This window comes from Nocardioides panaciterrulae, assembly GCF_013409645.1.
Classification (GTDB): Bacteria; Actinomycetota; Actinomycetes; order Propionibacteriales; family Nocardioidaceae; genus Nocardioides; species Nocardioides panaciterrulae.
This window is the reverse complement of sequence record NZ_JACCBG010000001.1, coordinates 2,203,789-2,227,500: the sequence shown is the minus strand read 5'-3', so window position 1 is coordinate 2,227,500 and position 23,712 is coordinate 2,203,789. Positions and strand designations below refer to the sequence as shown.

Genomic DNA, 23,712 nt, shown 5'->3' with positions numbered 1-23,712 from the left:
CGGAGCGATCTCCTTGTGGGGTTGTGACGGCGTGCCTTTTGAAGAATGAGCCTGCGAGTTTGCGTTGTGTTGCGAGGTTAACCCGTGTGGGGAAGCCGTAGCGAAAGCGAGTCCGAATAGGGCGTTTGAGTAGCACGATCAAGACCCGAAGCGAAGTGATCTATCCATGGGCAGGTTGAAGCGTCGGTAAGACGACGTGGAGGACCGAACCCACTTAGGTTGAAAACTGAGGGGATGACCTGTGGATAGGGGTGAAAGGCCAATCAAACTTCGTGATAGCTGGTTCTCCCCGAAATGCATTTAGGTGCAGCGTTGCGTGTTTCTTGCCGGAGGTAGAGCACTGGATAGCCGATGGGCCCTACCAGGTTACTGACGTTAGCCAAACTCCGAATGCCGGTAAGTGAGAGCGCAGCAGTGAGACTGCGGGGGATAAGCTCCGTAGTCGAGAGGGAAACAGCCCAGACCATCAGCTAAGGCCCCTAAGCGGTGACTAAGTGGAAAAGGATGTGGAGTCGCAGTGACAACCAGGAGGTTGGCTTGGAAGCAGCCACCCTTGAAAGAGTGCGTAATAGCTCACTGGTCAAGTGATTCCGCGCCGACAATGTAGCGGGGCTCAAGTCATCCGCCGAAGCTATGGCATTCACGCGTTAGCCTAGCCGCCTTTGAGGTTGGTTCAGGTGTGTGGATGGGTAGGGGAGCGTCGTGCCGGCAGTGAAGCCTCGGGGTGACCCAGGGGTGGAGACGGCACGAGTGAGAATGCAGGCATGAGTAGCGAATCAAGTGTGAGAAACACTTGCGCCGAATGATCAAGGGTTCCAGGGTCAAGCTAATCTGCCCTGGGTAAGTCGGGACCTAAGGCGAGGCCGACAGGCGTAGTCGATGGACAACGGGTTGATATTCCCGTACCGGCAAAGTAGCGCCCATGACGAACCTGGTGATGCTAACCATCCGAAACTCATCGGACCGGACCCTTCGGGGCGAGGCTGGTGAGCGTAGCGTGGGACCCGAACTGGTAGTAGTCAAGCGATGGGGTGACGCAGGAAGGTAGTCCAACCGTACCGATGGTTGTGTACGGCTAAGCATGTAGGGCGGGATCCAGGTAAATCCGGTTCCCTGACTTTGATGTCGAGCTTGAGATGTGATGGGGACCCCGTTGGGGGGAAGTGGATGATCCTATGCTGTCGAGAAAAACCTCTAGCGAGCTACGCGCCGCCCGTACCCCAAACCGACTCAGGTGATCAGGTAGAGAATACCAAGGCGATCGAGCGAACCATGGTTAAGGAACTCGGCAAAATGCCCCCGTAACTTCGGGAGAAGGGGGGCCGGATCCGTGAACGCCCTAGCGGTGGGAGCGGTGATGGCCGCAGAGACCAGGCCCAAGCGACTGTTTACTAAAAACACAGGTCCGTGCGAAGTTGTAAGACGATGTATACGGACTGACTCCTGCCCGGTGCTGGAAGGTTAAGGGGACGGGTCAGCAGGTAACTGCGAAGCTCAGAACTTAAGCCCCAGTAAACGGCGGTGGTAACTATAACCATCCTAAGGTAGCGAAATTCCTTGTCGGGTAAGTTCCGACCTGCACGAATGGAGTAACGACTTGGGCGCTGTCTCAACCGTGGACTCGGCGAAATTGCACTACGAGTAAAGATGCTCGTTACGCGCGGCAGGACGGAAAGACCCCGGGACCTTTACTATAGTTTGGTATTGGTGTTTGGTTCGGCTTGTGTAGGATAGGTGGGAGACTGTGAAACCTCGACGCCAGTCGGGGTGGAGTCAACGTTGAAATACCACTCTGGTCGTACTAGATGTCTAACCTAGGTCCGTAATCCGGATCAGGGACAGTGCCTGATGGGTAGTTTAACTGGGGCGGTTGCCTCCTAAAATGTAACGGAGGCGCTCAAAGGTTCCCTCAGCCTGGTTGGCAATCAGGTGTTGAGTGTAAGTGCACAAGGGAGCTTGACTGTGAGACAGACATGTCGAGCAGGGACGAAAGTCGGAACTAGTGATCCGGCGTCGGCATGTGGAAGCGACGTCGCTCAACGGATAAAAGGTACCCCGGGGATAACAGGCTGATCTTCCCCAAGAGTCCATATCGACGGGATGGTTTGGCACCTCGATGTCGGCTCGTCGCATCCTGGGGCTGGAGTAGGTCCCAAGGGTTGGGCTGTTCGCCCATTAAAGCGGCACGCGAGCTGGGTTTAGAACGTCGTGAGACAGTTCGGTCCCTATCCGCCGCGCGCGCAGGAAACTTGAGAAAGGCTGTCCCTAGTACGAGAGGACCGGGATGGACGAACCTCTGGTGTGCCAGTTGTCCCGCCAGGGGCACGGCTGGTTAGCTACGTTCGGAAGTGATAACCGCTGAATGCATCTAAGCGGGAAGCACGTTTCAAGATGAGGTTTCCCACCCACTCGATGGGGTAAGGCCCCCAGCAGAACACTGGGTTGATAGGCCGGAGGTGTACAGCAGTAATGCCCAGCCGACCGGTACTAATAGGCCGAGGGCTTGTCCCACAACCACATCACCACAACACCACGAGACACCGCATGCGGTGTGTGCTACGCGTCCACTACGCAGTTCCCAACCAACAAGCCGTTGGTCATGAGAACTCAATATATGAGTCGAACACTCCAGCTTGGAGACACCCCCTGACACCGTGTGTGTGGGATGTGTGTGTCTCCGCCAGAGTTACGGCGGCCATAGCGAAAGGGAAACACCCGGTCCCATCCCGAACCCGGAAGTTAAGCCTTTCAGCGCCGATGGTACTGCAGTCGCGAGGCTGTGGGAGAGTAGGACGCCGCCGGACAAACATTCCAGGAGGGCCACCCCGCAACAGGGGTGGCCCTCCTGCACATTTGCGGCCCGGATCTCGTCCACAACGACCCGTCCCGCCGCCTTCTCCCCAGCGTGGGCCTGATGGGCCGCGTGCCGCCCGGACCGGCGGCAGGCTGGTGCCGGGAGGTGAGGGGCGATGAGCGCACCGAAGGGGAACCGGCGGGCGGCTGTCGGGACGGAGCCCTGCAACGAGGTCCGATTGGCGGGGCGGGTGTCGCGGGCGCCGGAGGAACGGGTCCTGCCCAGTGGTGACGTGGTGTGGACGTTCCGCCTCGTCGTGCCCCGCGCCGGCGGCCGCGGTGGTTCGCGGCAGAGCGTCGACGTCCTCGACTGCGCGGTCTGGGCCGGCCGGGTGCGCCGGTCGGTGGCCACCTGGTGCGAGGGCGACCAGGTCGAGGTGTCCGGCGCGCTGCGGCGGCGCTTCTTCCGGGCGGGGGGCGCGACCGCCTCGCGGTGCGAGGTCGAGGTCAGCGGCGGGCGACTGGTTCGTCGCGCAGGGACCGGATGAGCACCCCGAGGTGCGGCTTGGGCTGGAACGACGTGGCCTTCTCGGGCAGCAGCCGGCCGGCCGCGACGATCCTGAGCACGAGGTCGAAGTCCGGGGCCGGCAACAGCAGCGCCACGCCCGAGCCGGCGCGCACCTGGGCCAGGGCGTCCTCCACCGAGTGGTGCCGGCCGACCTCGTCCGGCCGAACGGGCAGCGCCGGGACCAGCTGTTCGTGCACGACCTCGACGGCGGCCCGGTTGCGGGGGACCTCGAGGTGCACCGAGGCCCAGGCGACACCGTCGGTGGCGGCCAGCGTGTCGGGGCCCAGGCGGGCCACCGCCTGTGCCTCGGTCGTGCGGTCGAAGGTCGCGCCCGAGCGCGCGGCCGCGGACTCCAGCTGGTCCAGGGTGGTGCCGGCGAGCACCCGGTGGATGGGGCCGAGGAAGAGCGGCGTGTCGTCCTGGTCCACGAGCATCGCGAGACCGAGGTCGCCGGGGCCGCCGGGCGCCTCCTCCTGCAGCCGCAGGTAGGCCGCATAGCGGTGGTGACCGTCGGCGATCAGCGCGCGGGAGCCCGCCAACGCGTCGTCCAGGGCCGCCAGCTGGTCGGTCCCGCGCACCGCCCAGACGCGGTGCCGCTGGCCGCCACGGTCGGTGAAGGCGTGGTCGGGCTCGGTCTCGAGCAGCTCCTCGACGATGCCCCGCACCGCGGCATGGCCGCGGTGCACGAGCAGGATCGGCGCCGGATTGACCTGCATCTCGAGCATCCGGTCCGCGAGGTCGGCCACCTGGAGCGGGTGGATGCCCTCGTGGGGGAACACCGCACGCTCACCACGCGTGACCGCCCGGTGGGAGAGGTCCAGCGCGCCCACCAGGCCCCGGACCGTGATGCCGCCGGCGGTGTACTCGTGCAGGTAGATCGCGGGCTCGGAGTCGTGGCGCACCTGTCCGGTCCGCTCCCAGCGGCGCAGCCGGTCGGCGACGTCGCGGTAGGGCCGGACGAAGGCGCGGGCGGACGACGGGTCGCCGATCCGGGCGGGGGAGAGCATCAGCGCCCGGAACGGCAGCAGGCGGAGCGGCCCGGCCAGGTACGGCGGGGTGACCACGCTGCTCTCGTCCATCGGAGCATCGTAGGGTGCTGACAGGTGCCCACCCCCGAGGAGGTCTGCATGCTCGGCGCGTCCGAGTCCCCCCTGCACGATGCCTACGACCTGGCGATGCTCGACCTCGACGGGGTCGTCTACATCGACGGTGAGGCGGTGCCGGGTGCGCCCGACCACCTGGCGTCGGCGGCCAAGGCCGGGCTGCGACTCGCCTACATCACCAACAACGCCTCGCGTCCCGCCGCGGTGGTGGCCGCGCACCTCGCCGACCTGGGCGTCCCGGCCGGCGAGCAGGACGTGGTGACCTCCTCGCAGGCGGCCGCCCGGGTGCTGCGCGACCGGTTCGGGGCGGGCGCGCGCATCGCCCTCCTCGGTGCCGCCGGTCTCGAGACCGCCCTGCGGGAGCAGGACCTGGAGCCGGTGCGGGTCGAGGCCGACGCCGAGGCCATCGTCACCGGCTACGACCCCGACGCCGTCTGGCGCGACGTCATGCGGGCGGCGGTGCGGATCCGCGACGGGCTGCCCTGGGTCGCCAGCAACACCGACATGACCTTTCCCACGGCGTACGGCGCGGCCCCGGGGCACGGTGTCCTGGTCGCGATGCTGCGTCGCTTCAGCGGCGTCGAACCCGACGTCGCCGGCAAGCCCGCGCGGCCGCTGCTCGACGAGACCGTCCGCCGGGTCGGTGGCACCCACCCGCTGATGGTCGGTGACCGGCTGGACACCGACATCGCCGGAGCCCGCAACGCCGGCGTGGACTCGCTGCTGGTGCTGACCGGGGTGACCGGGTTGCCGGAGCTGGTCGCCGCCAGGCCCGAGGAGCGGCCGACCTACCTCAGCCCCGACCTCGGAGGGCTCAACGAGCCGCAGCCGGCGCCCGAGCAGGACGGCGACGCCTGGCGGCTCGGCGGGTGGGCGGCGAGGGTGGCCGAGGGTCGGCTGGCGGTCTCCGGGGACGGCTCGGTGCCGGACTGGTGGCGGGTGGTCGCCGTCGCGGCGTGGGACCACCGCGACCGCACCGGCGAGCCGCCCCGGGTCGACGGGCTGCGCGCGCCCGCACCGTGAGCGGGAGGTCGCGGGGGATAGGCTCGAACCATGACTGAGGAGCTGCCGGCCGACGAGGCGGCCCAGAGCGCGGCCGCCGGCCCGGTCGAGGCCGAGCGGGTCCGCACGGGGGTGCCGCGGGTCGACGAGGTGATCGCGGCGGTCGAGGAGCTCGAGGAGCGTCCGATCGAGGAGCACGTCGGGGTCTTCGAGACCGCCCACGAGCAGCTGCGCCGCGCCCTCGACGCCGAGGCCGCCGCCGGCCAGCAGCCCACGCGCTGACCGACGTGCCGCCACGCCGTCTCCGCCTGGACGCCGAGCTGGTCCGCCGCGGGCTGGCCAGGTCGCGCGAGCACGCCAGTGAGCTGATCGCCGCCCGCCGGGTCAAGGTCCAGGGCGCGCTCGCCACCAAGCCGGCCACCGGCGTCACCACCGACGTCGCCCTCGTGGTGGCCGACGATCCCGACCGCCCCGACTACGTCTCCCGCGGTGGCCACAAGCTCGCCGGGGCGCTGGCCGCGTTCGAGCCCGCGGGCCTGGTCGTCCAGGGCCGGCGCTGCCTGGACGCCGGCGCGTCCACGGGCGGCTTCACCGACGTGCTGCTGCGCCACGGCGCCGGCCAGGTGGTCGCGGTGGACGTCGGTTACGGCCAGCTGGCCTGGAAGCTGCAGCAGGACGAGCGGGTGGTCGTCCACGACCGCACCAACGTGCGCGAGCTCACGACCGAGACCATCGGGGGACCGGTCGACCTCGTGGTCGGTGACCTGTCGTTCATCTCCCTCGGCTTGGTGCTGGACGCGTTGATCGGCGTGACCGCCCCCGACGGTGACCTCGCGCTCATGGTCAAGCCCCAGTTCGAGGTCGGCAAGGAGCGGCTCGGCAAGGGGGGCGTCGTGCGCGACCCGGTCCTGCGAGCCGAGGCGGTGACCGCCGTCGCCGAGGCGGCGGCGCAGCGCGGCTGGGGCGCGCAGGCGGTCACGACCAGTCCGCTGCCCGGCCCCTCCGGCAACGTCGAGTTCTTCCTGTGGCTGCGCCACGCGCCGCCGGCCATCGACGCCGACCACGTCCACGCGGTTGTCCGGGCCGCCGCCCCACCGGGGGCGGCGGGTGAGAAGGTGGAGCCGTGAACGAGCCCAGCACCCCGCCCGCCTCGCCGCCCACGCGCGGCGAGAGCACGCCGCGTCGCGTCCTGCTGCTCGCCCACACCGGCCGTGACGAGGCGCGCGAGGTGGCCCGGTCGTTCTGCAAGGCGCTGACCGGTCACGGCATCGCGGTGCGGCTGCTCGCCGGCGAGGCGCAGGATCTCCAGGTCACGCCCGACCAGTTCGACCCGCCGCTGGAGCTGGCCGAGGAGGACCCGAGCGCGTCCGTGGACTGCGAGCTGGTCCTGGTCATCGGCGGGGACGGGACCATCCTGCGCGCCGCCGAGCTGACCCACGTCACCGGCACCCCGGTCCTGGGGGTGAACCTCGGCCACGTCGGCTTCCTCGCCGAGGCCGAGCACGACGACGTCGAGTCCACCATCGACGCGATCGTCCACCGGCGCTACTCCGCGGAGGAGCGGATGACGCTCGACGTGCGGGTCTACCGTGACGGCGAGGTGGTGACCAGCACGTTCGCGCTGAACGAGGCCAGCGTCGAGAAGGCCGCCCGGGAGCGGATGCTCGAGGTGGTCGTGGAGATCGACGGCCGCCCGCTGTCGCGCTGGGGCTGCGACGGTGTCGTCTGTGCCACCCCCACCGGCTCCACGGCCTACAACTTCAGCGCCGGCGGGCCGGTGGTGTGGCCGGGCGTCGAGGCGCTGCTGATGGTGCCGATCAGCGCCCACGCGCTGTTCGCCCGGCCGATGGTGGTCGCTCCGACCTCCGTGCTCGCCGTGGAGCTGCTGGCGCGCACCGACGGGGCCGGCGTGCTGTGGTGCGACGGGCGGCGCGCGGTCGACCTGCCGCCCGGCGCCCGGATCGAGGTGCGGCGCGGCCACAGCCCGGTGCGACTGGTCCGCCTGCACGAGGCGCCCTTCACCGACCGCCTGGTCGCGAAGTTCGGGCTGCCCGTCGAGGGGTGGCGGGGCTCGAGCGAGCGCCGACGCCGGCTCGACGAGGGGCACGATGCTTGAGGAGATCCGGATCGGGTCGCTGGGCGTGATCGAGTCCTCGACCCTCGAGCTCGGTCCCGGGCTGACCGTGATCACCGGTGAGACCGGCGCCGGCAAGACCATGATCGTGACCGCGCTGGGCCTGCTGCTCGGCGGCCGCGCGGACAGTGGGGCCGTCCGCTCGGGGGCCAGGACCGCCCGCATCGAGGGCGTGGTCCGCGCCGGGAACCTCGCGTCGTTCGCCGCCGCGGTGGAGGACGCGGGTGGCGAGGTCGAGGACGGCCGGGTCGTCCTCGCGCGCAACGTCTCCGCCGAGGGCCGCTCGCGCGCCTTCGTCGGCGGTGCGGCCGTGCCGGTGTCGGTGCTGGCCGACGTGGCCGAGCCGCTGGTGGCGGTGCACGGGCAGTCCGACCAGCACCGGCTGCTGCGCCCGCGCGCCCAGCGTGAGGCGCTGGACCGGTTCGGCGGCGACCGGGTCGCCGCGCTGCTGGCGACGTGGCAGGACCTGCACGGGCGGCTGCTGCGGACCGAGCGCGAGCTCGACGAGGTCGTCGCCAGTGCCCGGGACCGGGTCCGGGAGGCCGACCTGCTGCGCTTCGGGCTCGGCGAGATCGAGGCCGTCGCCCCGGAGCCGGGCGAGGACACCACCCTGGCGGCCGAGGAGTCGCGCCTCGGGTTCGCCGACACGTTGCGCACCGCGGCCGAGCAGGCCCGGGAGGCCCTCTCCAGCGAGCAGGACCAGCCCGACGCGCTGGCCACCACCGCCGCCGCTCGCTCGCTCCTCGACGGCGTGCGCACGCACGACCCCGAGGCCGGCGAGCTCGCCGACCGGCTCACCGAGATCACCTACCTGCTCTCCGACCTGGCCGCCGACGTGGCGTCCTACGCCAGCCGGGTCGAGACCGACCCCGCCCGGCTCGCCGCGGTCTCGGAGCGGCGCGCCGCGCTCGGTGCTCTCACCCGCAAGTACGGCGAGACCATCGACGAGGTGCTCGCCTGGGCGCAGACCTCCTCCCAACGGCTCCTGGAGCTCGACGGCACCGACGAGCGGATCGAGCAGCTGCGCGCCGACCAGCGCGCGCTGCGGGCGCAGCTCGCCGAGACCGGCACCGCCCTGTCCGCCGCGCGCGCCGCCGCGGCCGTCCGGCTCGCGGGCGAGGTCACCGAGGAGCTGACGCTGCTCGCCATGCCCCACGCCCGGCTCGAGGTCGAGGTGCGCCAGGTCGATCAGGACCCCGGCGTCGACGGCCCCCAGCCGCTGCAGGTGGGCGACCGGTGGCTGCGCTTCGGGTCCTCCGGCCTCGACGAGGTCGAGCTGTTGCTCGCGGCCAACACCGGCAGTGAGCCGCGCCCGCTGAACAAGGGCGCCTCCGGCGGCGAGCTCTCGCGGGTGATGCTGGCGCTCGAGGTCGCGCTGGCCGGCACCAGTCCCGTGCCCACCTTCGTCTTCGACGAGGTCGACGCCGGGGTCGGCGGGGCCGCGGCGGTCGAGGTGGGGCGGCGCCTGGCCCGGTTGGCCCAGGACGCGCAGGTCCTGGTGGTGACCCACCTGCCCCAGGTCGCGGCGTACGCCGACCGGCACGTCGTCGTGGCCAAGTCCTCCGACGGCACCGTCACGAGCTCGGGGCTGAGCGTCCTCGGCGCCGAGGAGCGCGAGCGCGAGCTGTCCCGGATGCTGGCCGGCCTGACCGACTCCGACACCGCGCTCGCGCACGCCCGGGAGCTGCTCGAGGTCGCCCGGTCGACCCGCGCGCCCGGCTGACCCCGCCCTGGCCCGGGCGACGCGCTCGGGGCGACGCGCCCGGCGTACGGCATTGCCGGGGGCCGGTCTGGACCTTTGGCACCATGGATCGGTCATGAAGCTTCCCACTCGCCAACGCGGCGGCACCGTCCTCCCCGGGCTGGTCGGCACGGCCCGCGTGGAACGCCGCACCCGTGCGCTGCTGCCCCGGCTCCGGCCGGGCGACATCGCCGTCGTGGATCACACCGACATGGACCGGGGCACCGCCCAGTCCCTCCTCGACGCCGGCGTGGCCGCGGTCGTCAACGCGGCCCCGATGATCTCCGGGCGCTACCCCGCGCTCGGACCGGTGCTGCTCGCCGACGGCGGAGTGCTGCTCGTGGACGGCATCGGTCCCGAGGGCTTCGCGGCGCTGCGCGACGGCGCCCGGGTGCGCCTGCACGACGGCGTCGTCCACGTGGGCGAGCAGGCCGTGACCAGCGGCCGGGCGCTCGAGGCGGCCGACGTGCGCGCGGAGATGGACCAGGCGCGCAGCGGCCTCGCCAGCCAGCTGGAGACCCTGACCCACAACAGCACGGAGTTCCTCCGCCGCGAGGAGGACCTGCTGCTGCACGACCGTGGGCTGCCGCGGACCGCGACGCGGCTCGCCGGCCGGCCGGTCGTGATCGTCGCCGACGGTCCCGAGGCCGCCGCCGAGCTCCGGCTCGTCCGCGCGTTCCTGCGCGAACAGCAGCCCGTGCTCATCGGGGTCGAGCGGGGCGCCGAGCTGCTCCGGGCCGCCGGGCACCGGCCGCACGTCGTCGTGCTCGACGCCCGCACCGACGAGGGCGCCCGGCCCGCGGTGAAGACCCTCAAGGCCGCCCGCGACGTCGTGGTCCGGGTGGACCGGGGCGGCGAACGCACCGTCACCGAGCACCTGGACCGGATCGGGATCCGCCCGCTGCTGTTCGAGACCGGGGCGATGCCCGAGGACGCCGCGGTGCTGCTCGCCGACGCCGCCGAGGCCTCGGTCATCATCGGCGTCGGGCTCCGCGCCACGCTCGAGGAGTTCCTGGACCGGCAGCGACCCGGCCTGGCGAGCACCTACCTCACCCGGCTCAAGGCCGGCCCGCGGCTGGTCGACGCCCACGCCGTGCCGCACCTGTACTCCGGACGGGTCCGCCCCCGCCACCTCTACCTCGTGATGCTCGCCGGGCTCGTGGCGCTGGCCGCGGCCCTCGCCGTGACCCCGGTCGGCGGCGAGTGGGTCGACTCGTTGCGCACCGCCCTGACCGACCTCGTCCACACGCTCCTCGTGACCCTCCCCGTCCAAGGACCCCTGCCGTGATCTCCTACCGCCACCACGTCGTCTCGCTCGTCGCCGTCTTCCTCGCCCTCGCGATCGGGGTCGCCCTGGGCGGTGGCCCGCTCAGCGAGCTCGGGCGCGATGCCCGGGCCACCTCCGCCACCACGCGCTCCGAGCAGCAGCAGACCCGCAGGACCGTCGGCTTCGGCGAGGAGTTCGCGACCGCGGCGGCGCCGACGCTCTACGCCGGCCGGCTCAAGGACCACCCGGTGTCGATCCTGACCCTGCCCGGCGCCGACGGCGGCGAGGTGAGCGCGCTGGCGGCGCAGGTCCAGCAGGCCGGGGGCACGGTCACCGGCACCTGGAAGGCGCAGCGCAGCCTGGTCGCCGCGGGGGAGAAGTCCCTCGTCGACACGCTGGGCAGCCAGCTGATGACCCAGCTCGACGACGGCGTGGTCCCCGCCGACTCCTCCACCTACGACCGGATCGGCCGGCTCCTGGGCCTCTCGCTGGCCGGCACCCGCGTCTCCGCCGACGAGGTGTCCTCGCTGCGGCAGAGCCTGTCCGGTGCCGACCTGGTCACCGCGCCGGAGAGCGCCTCACGGGCCCCGCTCGTGCTGGTCGTGCTCGGCCGCGACGGCGTGGACCCGGCGATCCTGTCCGGGCTGCTCACCGGCCTCGCGGCGACCGCCACCGGGGTCGTCGTCGCCGGCGACACCGCGTCGGGCGCGTCCGGCGACCTCCACGCCCTGCGCAGCGAGCCGGTGGCCGACAAGCTCACCACCGTCGACGGCGCCGAGTCGGCTGTGGGCCAGGTCACCGCCGTACTGGCCCTCGCCCGGTCCCTGAAGGTCCAGAGTGGTTCCTTCGGTGCGTCGGGATCGGACGGAGCCGTCCCTCTCGGGTAGGATGGAATCCCGTGAAGAACGGGACGCCGACCAAGCATGTTTTCGTCACCGGAGGCGTTGCCTCCTCGCTCGGGAAGGGCCTCACGGCCTCGAGCCTGGGCAGTCTGCTCCGCTCACGCGGACTCCGGGTGACCATGCAGAAGCTCGACCCCTATCTCAACGTCGACCCAGGGACGATGAACCCGTTCCAGCACGGTGAGGTCTTCGTCACCGACGATGGGGCAGAGACCGACCTCGACATCGGGCACTACGAGCGGTTCCTCGACACCGACCTCTCGCAGCGCGCCAACGTCACCACCGGTCAGGTCTACTCGACGGTGATCGCGAAGGAGCGGCGCGGCGACTACCTGGGGGACACCGTCCAGGTGATCCCGCACATCACCAACGAGATCAAGGAGCGGGTCCAGGCCATGGGCGAGCCGCTCGACGGCCAGCACGTGGACGTGGTGATCACCGAGGTCGGCGGCACCGTGGGCGACATCGAGTCGCTGCCGTTCCTCGAGGCCGCGCGCCAGCTGCGCCACGACATCGGCCGCGACAACTGCTTCTTCCTGCACGTCTCGCTGGTGCCGTTCATCGGCCCGTCGGGTGAGCTGAAGACCAAGCCGACCCAGCACTCCGTCGCGGCGCTCCGCTCGATCGGCATCCAGCCCGACGCGATCGTCTGCCGCGCCGACCGCGAGCTGCCGGCGTCGATCAAGAAGAAGATCTCGCTGATGTGCGACGTGGACGAGGAGGCCGTGGTCACCGCCGCCGACGCCCCCTCGATCTACGACATCCCCAAGGTCCTGCACCGCGAGGGCCTGGACGCCTACGTCGTACGACGCCTCGACCTGCCGTTCCGCGACGTCGACTGGACCGTGTGGGACGACCTGCTGCGCCGGGTCCACCACCCCAGCGAGGAGGTGACCGTGGCGCTGGTCGGGAAGTACATCGACCTGCCCGACGCCTACCTCTCGGTCGCCGAGGCGCTCCGGGCCGGCGGCTTCGCCCACGAGGCCAAGGTGCAGCTGCGCTGGATCCCCTCCGACGAGTGCCGGGACCCCGCGGGTGCCGCGCGGCACCTCCACGACGTCGACGCGATGTGCGTCCCGGGCGGCTTCGGCATCCGCGGCATCGAGGGCAAGCTCGGTGCGCTGACCTACGCGCGCACCCACGGCATCCCCACCCTGGGCCTGTGCCTGGGCCTGCAGTGCATGGTCATCGAGTACGCCCGCAGCATGGCCGGCCTCGAGAAGGCCGCCTCCACCGAGTTCGACCCGGACTGCCCGGAGCCGGTCATCGCCACCATGGAGGAGCAGAAGAGCTTCGTCGAGGGCGCCGGCGACCTGGGCGGCACGATGCGCCTGGGGCTCTACCCGGCGGTGCTCAAGGAGGGCTCGGTCGTGCGCGGAGCCTATGGAGCCGCCCGGGTCGAGGAGCGGCACCGGCACCGCTACGAAGTCAACAACGCCTACCGCGACCAGCTCGAGGCGGCCGGCCTGGTGTTCTCCGGCACCTCACCGGACAACAACCTGGTCGAGTACGTCGAGCTGCCGCGCGAGGTGCACCCCTACTACGTCTCGACGCAGGCGCACCCCGAGCTCCGCTCGCGGCCGACCCGCCCGCACCCGCTGTTCGCGGGCCTGGTGGGGGCGGCCATCGAGCGGCAGCGCGAGCTGCGCTTCCCGATCGACGAGTCGGGCCTGCGCCGCAAGGACGAGCCCGAGGACGACTGACCCCCCGCCGAGTCGGCGCTCGTTGACGCCCGAAGGTGTCAACGAGCGCCGACTCGGCGTTCTGAAGGGGTGTCGGCTCAGCCGCGGGCGCGGAGCACCCGGGCCAGGGTGTCGGCCCCGGTGAGCAGGGCCGAGCGCAGGCTCGGGTTCTGGTCGGGCTCGGCGGCCATCGCCCGGGCCCGCTCCAGCCAGGCCTCGTCGGCCGTCGTGGGCATGGTGCTGCGCACCAGGGACCCGGCCGCGAGCATGCCGCCACCGCCGGCGAGCGTGCCCACCTCGTCGAGGTAGCGGTGGGTCCACGGCAGCAGCAGGTCGTGCTGGGTGGGCCGCCAGAAGCACTGGGCCAGGCCGAAGAGGGGCTGGCCGGCCGGGATCGACCGCTTCTCCCAGATCTCCGCCCACACCTCGGCCTTCGCCGACTCCTCGGGGCGGGCCGCGGTCACGCCGAGGGCGCGCACGCGGGCGTCCGGGTCGGCGTCGCGCGCGAGCAACGCCTCGACCGCGGCGGCGTCGTACTCCCCGAGCGCGGCGCGGCGCACCAGCATCCGCCAGGCCAGGTCGGTGTTGTCCTCCGCGGCCCGGGACAGCAGCTCGAAGTGGGCGGGCTCGGTGGCCGAGGCGGCCAGCGTGCGCAGGGCCGGCGTGCGGTGCTCGGGGTCCTCGGCCAGCCCGGCGGCGACCGTCGCCAGGCGCGCGAGCTGGCTGGGTACGGCGGGAAGCGGGCTCCACTGCTCGGCGGCACGCAGGGCCAGCGCCAAGAACGGCTCGACCACGCCGGGGCTGCGCTCGGTGCCGAGCACGCCCAGCACGCAGGTGAGCAGCTCGTCGGTCGAGAGCTCGCCCTTGAGCAACATGTCCCACGCGGTGGTCACGGCCAGCGCCCGCGACACCGGCTCGGGCAGGCTGCCGGCCGCCTCGAGCATGGTCCGCAAGGAGTCCTCGTCGGTGCGCACCGCGGCGAAGGTCAGGTCCTGGTCGTTGACCAGGTAGAGGTCGGCGCCCTCCGGGAGCCCCTCCACCGGGGTGCGGACGCCGGCGGTCTCGACCTGTACCGAGCCGGCCGGCTCGAGGCCCTGGCCGTCGGGGGAGCGGCGGTAGGCGCCGATCCGGAGGTGGTGCGGCCGGGGGTCCTGGCCGTCGGGGCCGAAGGCCTGCAGGTCGGTGCCGCGCAGCACCAGCGTGTCGGTGCCGGACCGGTCGAACCAGGCCGTGGTCCAGTCGGTGAGGTCGCGGCCCGCGGCCGCGCCGACGGCCGTCATCAGGTCGGCGAGGCGGGTGTTGCCCCACGCGTGCTCCCGGAAGTAGGAGCGCAGGCCCTCGACGAACGCGTCCTCCCCGACGTAGGCGACCAGCTGCTTGAGCACGCTCTCGCCCTTGACGTAGGTGATCGCGTCGAAGTTCGCCATCGCCTGCTCCACGTCCGGGACGTCGCCGCGGATCGGGTGGGAGGCCGGTCCCATGTCCATCTGGTAGCCGGTCAGCTTCAGCCCGGCCAGGAAGGTCGCCCAGCCGTCGGTGTACTCGGTGGCGTTGACCGCGGCGAACGTCGAGGCCCACGAGGCGAAGGCCTCGTTGAGCCACAGGTCGTCCCACCACCGCATGGTCACCAGGTCGCCGAACCACATGTGCGCCATCTCGTGCAGCAGCACCGCGGCGACGCCGGCGCGCTGCCCGTAGGTGGGGGTGCTGCGGTAGAGCACGCTGTCGGTCCAGGTCACGCACCCCCAGTTCTCCATGGCGCCACCCATGTTCGGCACGAACACCTGGTCGTAGCGCTCCTGGGGGAACGGCTGCCCGAAGCGGTCGCCGAAGAACGCGAGCCCGGCCGCGGTGACGTCGAACAGCTCGCCGGCGTCCCGCTCGAGGTACTGCTTGAGGGACTGCCGGCAGTAGAGGCCGAGCGAGTAGCCGTCCCGCTCCTGGCGCAGCTCGTGGAACGGCCCGGCGTTGACCACCACGACGTAGGTCGAGAGCTTCGGGGTGTCGGGGAAGGTCCACCGTCGACCGCCGTCGGCGGCGTCCTCGACCGAGCTCGGCGCGCCGTTGCTGGTGACCGTCCACGTCTCGTGCGCGAGCACCGTGAACGCGTGCGGCGCCTTGAGGTCCGGCTGGTCGAAGCACGCCCAGGCCCGGCGCGCGTCGTCGGCCTCGAAGGAGGTCCAGACGTAGACGAGCTTGTCGGAGGGGTCGACGGTGCGCAGGATGCCCGCGCCGCTGCCGGTGTCGGACTGGGCGGCGGCGACCACCAGGGTGTTCTCGGCCTGCAGGTCGCTCAGCGGGATCCGGCCGCCCTCGATGCTGTCGAGGTCCAGCTCGCGGCCGTTGAGCGTGGCCGACCTGACGTCGGCCGCGCAGTCGACGAACGTGGCGGCGCCGGGCTGGCGGCAGCGGAACCTGACGGTGGAGGTCGACTGCAGCACCTCGCCCTCGAACAGGCCGCGCATGTCGACCTCGATGTCATAGCGCTCGACCTCGACCAGGGCCGCGCGGGCCTCGGCCTCCTCCCTGGTCAGGCTGCGGATCCGGGGGGCGTTGTGGCCCTGCGTCATGCTGTCTCCTCCGTCGGGTTCGGGCGGTGGTCGCCCGCCCTGCACGGTAGCGTCACGGCCATGTCGACGCCGCCATTGACCGATGAGCCGGAGGAGTGGCCGGTCACCTCGAGCACCGACCTCCACCGCGACGACTGGGTGATGGCGCTGCGCGCCGACCACGTGCAGCGTCCCGGGCACACCGACAAGGAGCCGTTCCGGCGGCTGGTGCTGGAGCACCCGGGCGCGGTGATCATCCTCGCGGTCGACGACGAGGACCGGGTGCTGTGCCTGCGGCAGTACCGCCACGCGGCGCAGCGGCGCTTCGTCGAGCTCCCCGCGGGGTTGTGCGACGTCGAGGGCGAGGACCCGCTGGAGGTGGCCCGCCGGGAGCTGGTCGAGGAGGCCGCCCTCGAGGCGGGGGAGTGGACCCGGCTGACCTCGGCGTACTCCTCGCCGGGCATCTCGGATGAGCAGATGCACTTCTTCCTCGCCCGGGACCTGCGGGCGGCCGACCGCGGTGACTTCGTGCTGGAGCACGAGGAGGCCGACATGGAGACCTTCTGGGTGCCGTTCGAGGAGCTGCGGGCCGCCGTGCTCGACGGCCGGATCGGGGACGCGCCGGTGATCCTCGCGGTCCTCATGGCCCACGCCCGGGGCCTGGTGACCCCCGGATGAGCGCCCGGATGAGCCCCGACGCGGCGGCCGCCGACCGGCTCAGGGTCACGTTCTGCGGGGTGCGCGGCTCCACGCCGGCGCCGGGTCCGGACTTCGTGCGGTACGGCGGGCACACCTCCTGCGTGGCGATCTCGCGCGGCGACCGGGCCCCGGAGCTGCTGCTCGACGCCGGCACCGGCCTGACCGCGGTCACCCCGCTGCTCGAGGGCCGGCCGTTCACCGGGTCGATCCTGCTGGGGCACCTGCACTGGGACCACACCCACGGCCTGCCGTTCTTCGTCGGGGGCCGGGAGGCCTCGCGCATCGACCTCTACCTGCCCGAGCAGGGCACCGACGCGGAGGGGGTGCTCGAGCGCTGCTTCTCCCCGCCGCACTTCCCGATCGTGCCGGCCGAGCTCGGGGCCGGCTGGTCCTTCCACGGCCTCGAGGAGGGCGAGCACCGCCTCGAGGGCCTCGAGGTGCTCGCCCGCGAGATCCCGCACAAGGGTGGGCGCACCTTCGGCTACCGGGTGAGCCACGACGGCGCCTCGGTGGCCTACCTGTCCGACCACAGTCCGAGCTCGCTCGGGCCCGGCCCGCACGGCCAGGGCGAGCACCACGACGCGATCCTCGAGCTGGCCGCGGGGGCCGACCTGCTGGTCACCGACGCCCAGCACCTCGCCTCCCAGTTCCCCGAGCTGGCCTACCTCGGTCACGCCACGGTCGAGTACGACGTCGCGGTCGCGCGCGAGGCCGGGGTCCGCACCCTGGTGCTGTTCCACCACGACCCGCGGCGCACCGACGACGAGGTGGACGCGATCGAGCGGCACGCCCGCGAGCTGGCCGGCGAGGACCTGGCGGTCGTCGCGGCGTACGAGGGGCTCGTGCTGGACGCCTGACGGGTCCGGCGCTCCCTGCCCGAAACCGGGTTGGCGGGGCCGGCGCCGCTGTACGTTGCTGGGCAGGCCGCGTGTCGGGCGCGGCCACCGCCGGAGGACCACCCTTGCCGCTGCAGTGCGCCACCTGCCAGACCACGAGTCCCGTCACGGCCAAGTTCTGCCCCGAGTGCGGATCGGGCCTCACCCGGGCGTGCCCCTCCTGCGGTCATCCGGCGCCGGGCGGCAGGTTCTGCATGGAGTGCGGCGCCGGACTGGACGGCCCCGCCGGCATCCCCTCGGCCACGCTCAGGGCCGGGCTCTCGGCCACGACGGGCCCGGGCCCGGCGAACGGCCCGGCGAACGGCCCGGCGAACGGCCCGGCGAACGGTCCGGTCTCCGAGCGGCGGACGACCACGGTGCTGTTCGGCGACCTGGTCGGGTTCACGACCCTGGCCGAGGCCCGCGATCCCGAGGACGTCCGCGAGCTGCTGAGCACCTACTTCGCGACGGCACGGACCGTCGTCGGCCGGTACGGCGGCACCATCGAGAAGTTCATCGGCGACGCCGTGATGGCGGTGTGGGGCGTCCCGCTCTCGCACGAGGACGACGCCGAGCGGGCGGTCCGGGCCGGGCTCGACCTGGTCGCCGAGGTCACCGCCCTCGGCGCGAGCGTCGGTGCCCCCGACCTCGCGCTGCGCGTGGGCCTGGTCACCGGGCCGGTCGCGGTCACGCTCGGCGCCCTGCACGAGGGCATGGTGGCCGGCGACGCCGTCAACACCGCGGCCAGGGTGCAGGCGGCCGCGACGCCCGGCACGGTGTGGGTCGACCAGGAGACCCGCTGGCTGACCGAGGCCACCGTCGCCTTCTCCGACATGGGGGAGCACCTGCTCAAGGGCAAGAGCGAACCGGTCCGGCTGCACCGCGCGGACATGGTCGTGGCCTCGGCCGGGGGCGCCCAGCGTGTCGACGGCCTGCAGGCGCCGATGGCGGGCCGGGACGCCGAGCTCCGGCAGGCCAAGGAGCTCTTCCACGCCACCCAGGCCGACGGCCGGGCGCGCCTGGTCGTGGTGAGCGGCATCGCCGGCATCGGGAAGAGCCGGTTGGGCTGGGAGTTCGACAAGTACACCGACGGCATCGACGACGAGCTGTTCTGGCATCGCGGCCGCTGCCCGTCGTACGGCGACGGCGGGGCCTTCTGGGCGTTCGCCGAGATGGTCCGGTCCCGCCTGCATTTGGCCGAGGGCGACGACGCGTCCACCGTGGAGGACAAGGTCCGGCACGGGGTCGCGTCCGTCGCGCGGAACGCGGAGGAGGCCGCGTGGCTCACGCCTCGCCTCCTCGCCCTGGTCTCCGGCGGCGGCACCGGCTCCTTCGACCGCACCGACCTGTTCAGTGCGTGGACGACGTTCCTGGAGCGGGTGGCCGGCGACAAGCCGGTCGCGCTGCTGTTCGAGGACGCCCAGCACGCCGACGACGGCCTGCTCGACCTCATCGAGCACCTGCTGCGAACCACCCGCGCCCGGCTGTTCATGATGGTGTTCACCCGCTCGGAGCTGCTCGACCGGCGTCCGGGGCTGGTCCGGGCACGCGGGGCGACGCTGGTCGAGCTCGCACCGTTGGGCGACGACGCCATGGCGGCGGTGGTCGACGCACTCGTCGCGGACCTCCCCGGCCGGGCGCGGGCGGCGCTGGTGGGCCGCGCCGAGGGGGTGCCCCTGTACGCGCTGGAGCTGGTGCGATCCCTCATCGACCAGGACGCGGTGGTCGCGCGCGACGGTCGCCATGTCTTCGTCGACCAGGCCCACGCGGTGGTCGACCTCGACCGTTTGGCGACCCCCACCTCGCTGCAGACGTTGATCGCCGCCCGCCTGGACACCCTCTCGCCGCTGGAGCGGCGCACGGTGCAGGACGCGGCCGTGTTGGGCTCCTCCTTCGGGTACGACAGCATCAGGGCGTTGGCGGCTCTTCTTACCTGCGGTGGGGGCAGTGAGCGACACGACCTGAGCGCCTGACCCAGACAGGGGTCGAGGCCTTCCAGGATCGGTAGCGACCAAGCTGACCGACCGAAAGGCCTCGACGATGCTCGAGCCTACGGCGTGCGACCGCGCGCGCCCACGTTCTCAACGCTCCTGCTACTGCGACCGGTGTGACCTCCTCGTCGGCCTCGATGGGTTCCACGTCATCGGCGTCGGCGAACACGCCGGCGCGGTCCGTGTCGTTGTCGAGACACCGCCTGAGCCGACGGGCTGTCGTAGGTGTGGGGTGATCGCACACAGCCACGGTCGACGCGACGTGCGCCTGATCGACGTGCCCTGCTTCGGGCGCCCGGTCCGGCTGGTCTGGCGCAAACGAACGTGGCGCTGCGGCGAGGAGAAGTGCACGGCCAGGTCGTTCACCGAACAGCGCGAGGATCTGGCGGGCCCGCGGGCGTTGCTGACGGTGCGTGCGTGCTGGTGGGCGATCAACCAGCTCCGCCGCGAGCACGCCTCGGTCGCCGGCCTCGCGCGGCAGCTCGGCACGACCTGGCGCACGCTATGGCGCTCGATCGAGCCGCTGCTCGAGGCCATGGCCGTCGACCCGGCACGCTTCGAGAACGTCACCAGCCTGGGCGTGGACGAACACATCTGGCACCACGTCTCGACCAGACCGATCAAGGACGGCGGCCGCGGCCCGAAAGAGCTCACCGGGATGGTCGACCTGAGTCGTGACCAGGAAGGACGCGTGCGTGCGCGGCTGCTCGACCTGGTCCCGGGCCGATCCGGCAAGGCCTACGCCGACTGGCTCGAAGAACGCGGCAACGCCTTCCGCGACGGCGTGAAGGTCGCCGCCCTGGACCCTTTCCAGGGCTACAAGACCGCGATCGACGACAAGCTCGAGGACGCCGTCGCGGTGGTTGATGCGTTCCATGTCGTGAAGCTCGGCACCGCCGCGGTCGATGAGTGCCGGCGCCGGGTCCAGCAAGAGACCCTGGGTCGCCGCGGCCGCAAGGGCGACCCGCTCTACGGCATCCAGAAACTGCTGCGCGCGGGCGCGGAGAAGCTCACCGACAAGCAGTGGGCCAGATTCGAGAAAGCCATCGCAGCCAGACCCGATGAGCACCTGCAGGTCTGGATCGCCTGGTCGTGCGCCCAACAACTCCGCACCGCCTACCGCCACCCCGATCCGGCCGAGGGCCGCAAGATCGCGACCAAGATCCTCGACTCGTTCCCGACCTGCCCGGTCCCCGAGATGGCCCGACTCGGTCGCACACTGAAGCGCTGGAAAGAGGCGTTCCTGGCCTACTTCGAGACCGGCCGATCCAACAACGGCGGCACAGAGGCCATCAACGGCCTGATCGAGCTCCATCGACGCGTGGCCAGAGGATTCCGCAACCGCGAGAACTACCGCCTACGCATGCTGCTCATCGGCGGCGGGCTCAGCCACCCCCACCTGAAGTAAGAAGAGCCGCGTTGGCGGACACCTCCAGCTACGAGCTCGACGGGGCGCTGGCGGCGCTGGTCGGCAAGGGTGTGCTGGAGGTCCAGGGGGAGCCGCTGGCCGCCGAGCCGGGCGCGTACCGCTTCGTGCAGGCCATGGTCCGCGACGTCGCCTACGGCACCCTGGCCCGCGCGGACCGGCGGGCCAGGCACCTGGCCGCCGCGGATCACCTCGAGCACGAGGTCGGCGAGGGCGGGGGCGCCCCGGCCGGGATCGTGGCCCGGCACCTGCTCGACGCCCTGGCGGCCGGCCGTCCCGGCGACCCCGACCGGGGACGGCTGGTGGACCGGGCGCGGGGGCTGCTGGTCATGGCCGCCGCCCGGTCCGAGACGCTCGGGTCGGCCGACGAGGCGCTGCGCTCGACCCTGGCCGCCCTGGATCTCGAGCCGGTCGGTCTCGAGGCCACCCAGCTGCGCGAGCGTGCCGCCCGGGTCGCGATGCTGGCGGGCAAGCACAGCCTGGGGGAGGGGCTCGCGGCCCAGGCCGTCGCCGGCTACCGCGAGCGCGACGACGTCGAGGACCTGGTGCGGGCACTCGCCCTCCACGCCCGGCTCGCGCTCCGGCTGGGGCGGGCCCGCGAGGCCGGCGAGCTGGCCGGGCAGGGCCACGCCATGCTGCGCGAGCGGGAGGTGGACCCCGAGCGGGCGCTCCCGCTGGCCTGTGAGCTGCTGAGGACGATGGCCTCCGCGGCCCGCATCTCGGGCGACCGCGCCTCCCAGCAGCGCTACACCCTGGAGGCACTGAGCCTGGCCGAGGAGCTGCAGGACCCTGCGGTGCTGCACCGGGCGCTGACCAGTCTCTCGACGATGCTGTTGGACTCCGGCAGCCGCAGCGGCCACCAGGCGGTGACCGAGCGGTGCCTGGTGAAGGCCCGGGAGGCGCACCTGCTCGAGCCGCTGAGCGACTCCCTCATCAACCTGACCTCCGAGACCTATGCGCAGGACCTCGCGGGCGCCTCCGAACGGGCCGAGGAGTCGGTCTCGGTCGCACGACAGCTCGGCAACAGCGACGCGACCGAGGTCGCGCTGACCAACGCCTGCTTCACCTGGTGGCTCAACGGCGACTGGGACCGGTTGCTGGCGGAGACGGGGGAGTGGTTCGAGGACCGCGAGGTGACGGCCTCCTCGGGGTCGCTGTGGTTGAGCCGGGCCCAGGTCCAGCTGGCGCGGGGCGAGCCCGTCGACGTGCCCGACATCCCGCCCTCGGAGGACCCCTACGACCAGCAGACCGCCGCGGTGTCGCTGGCCCTGCGTGCGGCCTGGCGGGGCGAGGTCGCCGACGCCGCCGCGGCCCTCGAGCGCGAGCAGCGGTCACTGCAGGCCGTCGAGCTGGAGGACTTCGAGATGATCTGGGCGCCGGGGGTGGAGCTGCAGCTGCACGCGGGCAACGTGGACGCGGCCTCGCGGCTGCTGCAGCTCGCCGAGCCGGTGGCCGGCCGCCGTGGCCGGCCACTGACCCGTGCCCTGCTGCCGCGCCTGCGGGGGCTGGTGGCGGCGGCCCGCGGCGAGGACCCCGAGGCGGATCTCCGGGAGGCCGTCGCGGCCCTCGAGGCGTACGGCGCCCGGTACCTCCTGGCGCGCACCCGGCTCGACCTGGGCCGGTGGCTGGTGGCACGTGACCGCACCGGCGAGGCGGACCCGCTCCTGGCGGAGGCGCGTGCCGTCTTCGTCGACCTCCGCGCCCTCCCGTCGGTGGCCGAGGTCGACGCCCTGGAGCGGCCGCGAGCCGCGGGGAGGCCTGCCCCCACCCCTTCGGCCCGCTGACCCGGAGGCGATAGTCTCGCCACGTCGCCACAAGGGTGTGGCGGGCATCACGCGAGGAGTGACAACTGTGAAGGTCGGCGTCCCCAAGGAAGTCAAGAACCACGAGTACCGGGTGGCGATCACGCCGATCGGCGTGCACGAGCTGGTCTCCCACGGCCACGAGGTCCACATCGAGCAGGGCGCGGGCGTCGGCTCCTCGATCAGTGACGAGGAGTACGCCGGGGCCGGGGCCACGATCGTCCGCACGGCCGAGGCGGCCTGGGGCACCGACGGCGGCATCGACATGGTGCTCAAGGTCAAGGAGCCGGTGGCCGAGGAGTACTCGCGGATGCGGGAGGGCCTGACGCTGTTCACCTACCTGCACCTGGCCGCGGACAAGCCGCTGACCGAGGAGCTGCTGAAGCGCGAGGTCACCGGCATCGCCTACGAGACCGTGCAGCTGCCCTCGGGCGGGCTGCCGCTGCTCTACCCGATGTCCGAGGTCGCGGGCTGCCTGGCCCCGCAGGTGGGCGCCTACTCGCTGATGAAGGCCCAGGGCGGACGCGGGGTGCTGATGGGCGGTGTCGGCGGCGTCGCCAACGCCAAGGTCGTGATCATCGGCGCCGGTGTGTCGGGGCAGAACGCCGCGAACATCGCGCTGGGCATGGGCGCCGACGTGACCCTGCTCGACACCGACCTGGACAAGCTGCGGATGTCGTTCTGGCGCTACAGCAACCGGGTGCACGGGCTGGCCTCCTCCAAGCTCGCGATCGAGCAGCAGGTGCGCGAGGCCGACATGGTCATCGGCGCGGTGCTGATCCCCGGCGCCAAGGCACCCAAGCTGGTCACCAACGAGCTGGTGGCCCAGATGAAGCCCGGCTCGGTGCTGGTCGACATCGCGGTCGACCAGGGCGGCTGCTTCGAGGACACCCACGCGACCACGCACACGGACCCGACGTACCAGGTGCACGACTCGATCTTCTACTGCGTGGCGAACATGCCGGGCGCGGTGCCGAACACCTCGACCTACGCGCTGACCAACGCGACCCTGCCGTACGCCGTGGCGCTGGCCAACAAGGGCTGGGAGCAGGCCAGCCGCGACGACCGCAGCCTCGCGCTCGGCCTGAACACCCACGCCGGCCGGCTCACCAACGCGCCCGTCGGCGAGGCCGTCGGGATCGACGCGGTCACGCTGGAGAGCGTGCTGGGCTGAGTTG

At 71.9% G+C, this 23,712-nt stretch carries 17 protein-coding genes, 2 rRNA genes and 1 pseudogene (1 of these 20 only partly in view); 18 read left to right on the top strand and 2 right to left on the bottom strand.

The genetic code is table 11. The features are described 5' to 3' along the window. The 3 genes from BJZ21_RS10470 to BJZ21_RS10460 form a co-directional block, all read left to right on the top strand. Nucleotides 1-2,511 (top strand): 23S ribosomal RNA (locus BJZ21_RS10470); it begins 618 nt to the left of the window's first position. Between the two features lie 176 nt (nt 2,512-2,687). Further along, nucleotides 2,688-2,804 (top strand): 5S ribosomal RNA (rrf, locus tag BJZ21_RS10465). Nucleotides 2,805-2,969: 165 nt separating this feature from the next. Further along, on the top strand, nt 2,970-3,341 hold the full coding sequence (locus tag BJZ21_RS10460) for a single-stranded DNA-binding protein (RefSeq protein ID WP_179663692.1): 372 nt from the start codon (nt 2,970-2,972) through the stop codon (nt 3,339-3,341). Here the strand turns inward: BJZ21_RS10460 and BJZ21_RS10455 are convergent. Further along, nucleotides 3,301-4,440 (bottom strand): DUF1015 family protein, encoded by a 1,140-nt coding sequence (locus BJZ21_RS10455; RefSeq protein ID WP_179663690.1) that lies wholly within the window; start codon nt 4,438-4,440, stop codon nt 3,301-3,303. The two genes, BJZ21_RS10460 and BJZ21_RS10455, sit on opposite strands and share 41 nt — an antisense overlap. A gap of 24 nt (nt 4,441-4,464) precedes the next feature. Here BJZ21_RS10455 and BJZ21_RS10450 point away from each other — a divergent pair, with 24 nt between their 5' ends. From BJZ21_RS10450 to pyrG, 8 genes are all read left to right on the top strand, one after another. Next, nucleotides 4,465-5,487 (top strand): HAD-IIA family hydrolase, encoded by a 1,023-nt coding sequence (locus BJZ21_RS10450; protein ID WP_343052089.1) that lies wholly within the window; start codon nt 4,465-4,467, stop codon nt 5,485-5,487. 30 nt (nt 5,488-5,517) lie between these two features. Continuing rightward, nucleotides 5,518-5,748 (top strand): hypothetical protein, encoded by a 231-nt coding sequence (locus tag BJZ21_RS10445; protein ID WP_179663688.1) that lies wholly within the window; start codon nt 5,518-5,520, stop codon nt 5,746-5,748. A gap of 5 nt (nt 5,749-5,753) precedes the next feature. After that, nucleotides 5,754-6,593 carry a TlyA family rRNA (cytidine-2'-O)-methyltransferase gene (locus tag BJZ21_RS10440; protein WP_179663686.1) on the top strand — a complete coding sequence of 280 codons (840 nt, stop codon included), beginning with the start codon at nt 5,754-5,756 and terminating at the stop codon, nt 6,591-6,593. Next, nucleotides 6,590-7,582, top strand: coding sequence for an NAD kinase (locus tag BJZ21_RS10435; RefSeq protein ID WP_179663684.1), 993 nt, complete (start codon nt 6,590-6,592; stop codon nt 7,580-7,582). The genes BJZ21_RS10440 and BJZ21_RS10435 overlap by 4 nt, the downstream gene beginning before the upstream one ends. Beyond that, nucleotides 7,575-9,323: a DNA repair protein RecN gene (gene recN / locus BJZ21_RS10430; protein WP_179663682.1), complete on the top strand. Its 1,749-nt coding sequence runs from the start codon at nt 7,575-7,577 to the stop codon at nt 9,321-9,323. Before BJZ21_RS10435 ends, recN begins: the two co-directional genes overlap by 8 nt. Nucleotides 9,324-9,417: 94 nt before the next feature. Further along, nucleotides 9,418-10,629, top strand: coding sequence for a putative cytokinetic ring protein SteA (gene steA, locus BJZ21_RS10425; RefSeq protein WP_179663680.1), 1,212 nt, complete (start codon nt 9,418-9,420; stop codon nt 10,627-10,629). After that, on the top strand, nt 10,626-11,495 hold the full coding sequence (locus BJZ21_RS10420; protein ID WP_179663678.1) for a copper transporter: 870 nt from the start codon (nt 10,626-10,628) through the stop codon (nt 11,493-11,495). Before steA ends, BJZ21_RS10420 begins: the two co-directional genes overlap by 4 nt. An 11-nt stretch (nt 11,496-11,506) precedes the next feature. Further along, nucleotides 11,507-13,213: a CTP synthase gene (gene pyrG / locus BJZ21_RS10415; RefSeq protein ID WP_179663676.1), complete on the top strand. Its 1,707-nt coding sequence runs from the start codon at nt 11,507-11,509 to the stop codon at nt 13,211-13,213. A gap of 77 nt (nt 13,214-13,290) precedes the next feature. Here pyrG and pepN read toward each other — a convergent pair whose 3' ends face one another. Further along, complete coding sequence (gene pepN / locus BJZ21_RS10410; RefSeq protein WP_179663674.1) at nt 13,291-15,762, bottom strand: aminopeptidase N; 2,472 nt, start codon at nt 15,760-15,762, stop codon at nt 13,291-13,293. Nucleotides 15,763-15,822: 60 nt separating this feature from the next. On the opposite strand from pepN, the gene BJZ21_RS10405 reads away from it, so the two are divergent. The 7 genes and pseudogenes from BJZ21_RS10405 (at nt 15,823) to ald (ending at nt 23,708) form a co-directional block, all read left to right on the top strand. Further along, entirely contained in the window at nt 15,823-16,419 is a 597-nt protein-coding gene (locus BJZ21_RS10405; RefSeq protein WP_179663672.1) for an NUDIX domain-containing protein, read from the top strand. A gap of 8 nt (nt 16,420-16,427) precedes the next feature. Then, entirely contained in the window at nt 16,428-17,297 is an 870-nt protein-coding gene (locus BJZ21_RS10400; RefSeq protein WP_179663670.1) for an MBL fold metallo-hydrolase, read from the top strand. A 71-nt stretch (nt 17,298-17,368) separates the two neighbouring features. Then, nucleotides 17,369-17,530 (top strand): annotated as a pseudogene (locus BJZ21_RS21940) (double zinc ribbon domain-containing protein); the annotation flags it as partial. Further along, nucleotides 17,531-19,288, top strand: a complete 1,758-nt coding sequence (locus BJZ21_RS10395; RefSeq protein WP_246298487.1) for an adenylate/guanylate cyclase domain-containing protein — start codon at nt 17,531-17,533, stop codon at nt 19,286-19,288. A 67-nt stretch (nt 19,289-19,355) separates the two neighbouring features. After that, nucleotides 19,356-20,714, top strand: coding sequence for an ISL3 family transposase (locus BJZ21_RS10390; RefSeq protein ID WP_218851431.1), 1,359 nt, complete (start codon nt 19,356-19,358; stop codon nt 20,712-20,714). A gap of 11 nt (nt 20,715-20,725) precedes the next feature. After that, nucleotides 20,726-22,516, top strand: coding sequence for an ATP-binding protein (locus tag BJZ21_RS10385; RefSeq protein ID WP_179663668.1), 1,791 nt, complete (start codon nt 20,726-20,728; stop codon nt 22,514-22,516). A gap of 67 nt (nt 22,517-22,583) precedes the next feature. Beyond that, nucleotides 22,584-23,708 (top strand): alanine dehydrogenase, encoded by a 1,125-nt coding sequence (gene ald / locus BJZ21_RS10380; protein WP_179663666.1) that lies wholly within the window; start codon nt 22,584-22,586, stop codon nt 23,706-23,708. Nucleotides 23,709-23,712: the final 4 nt, after the last annotated feature.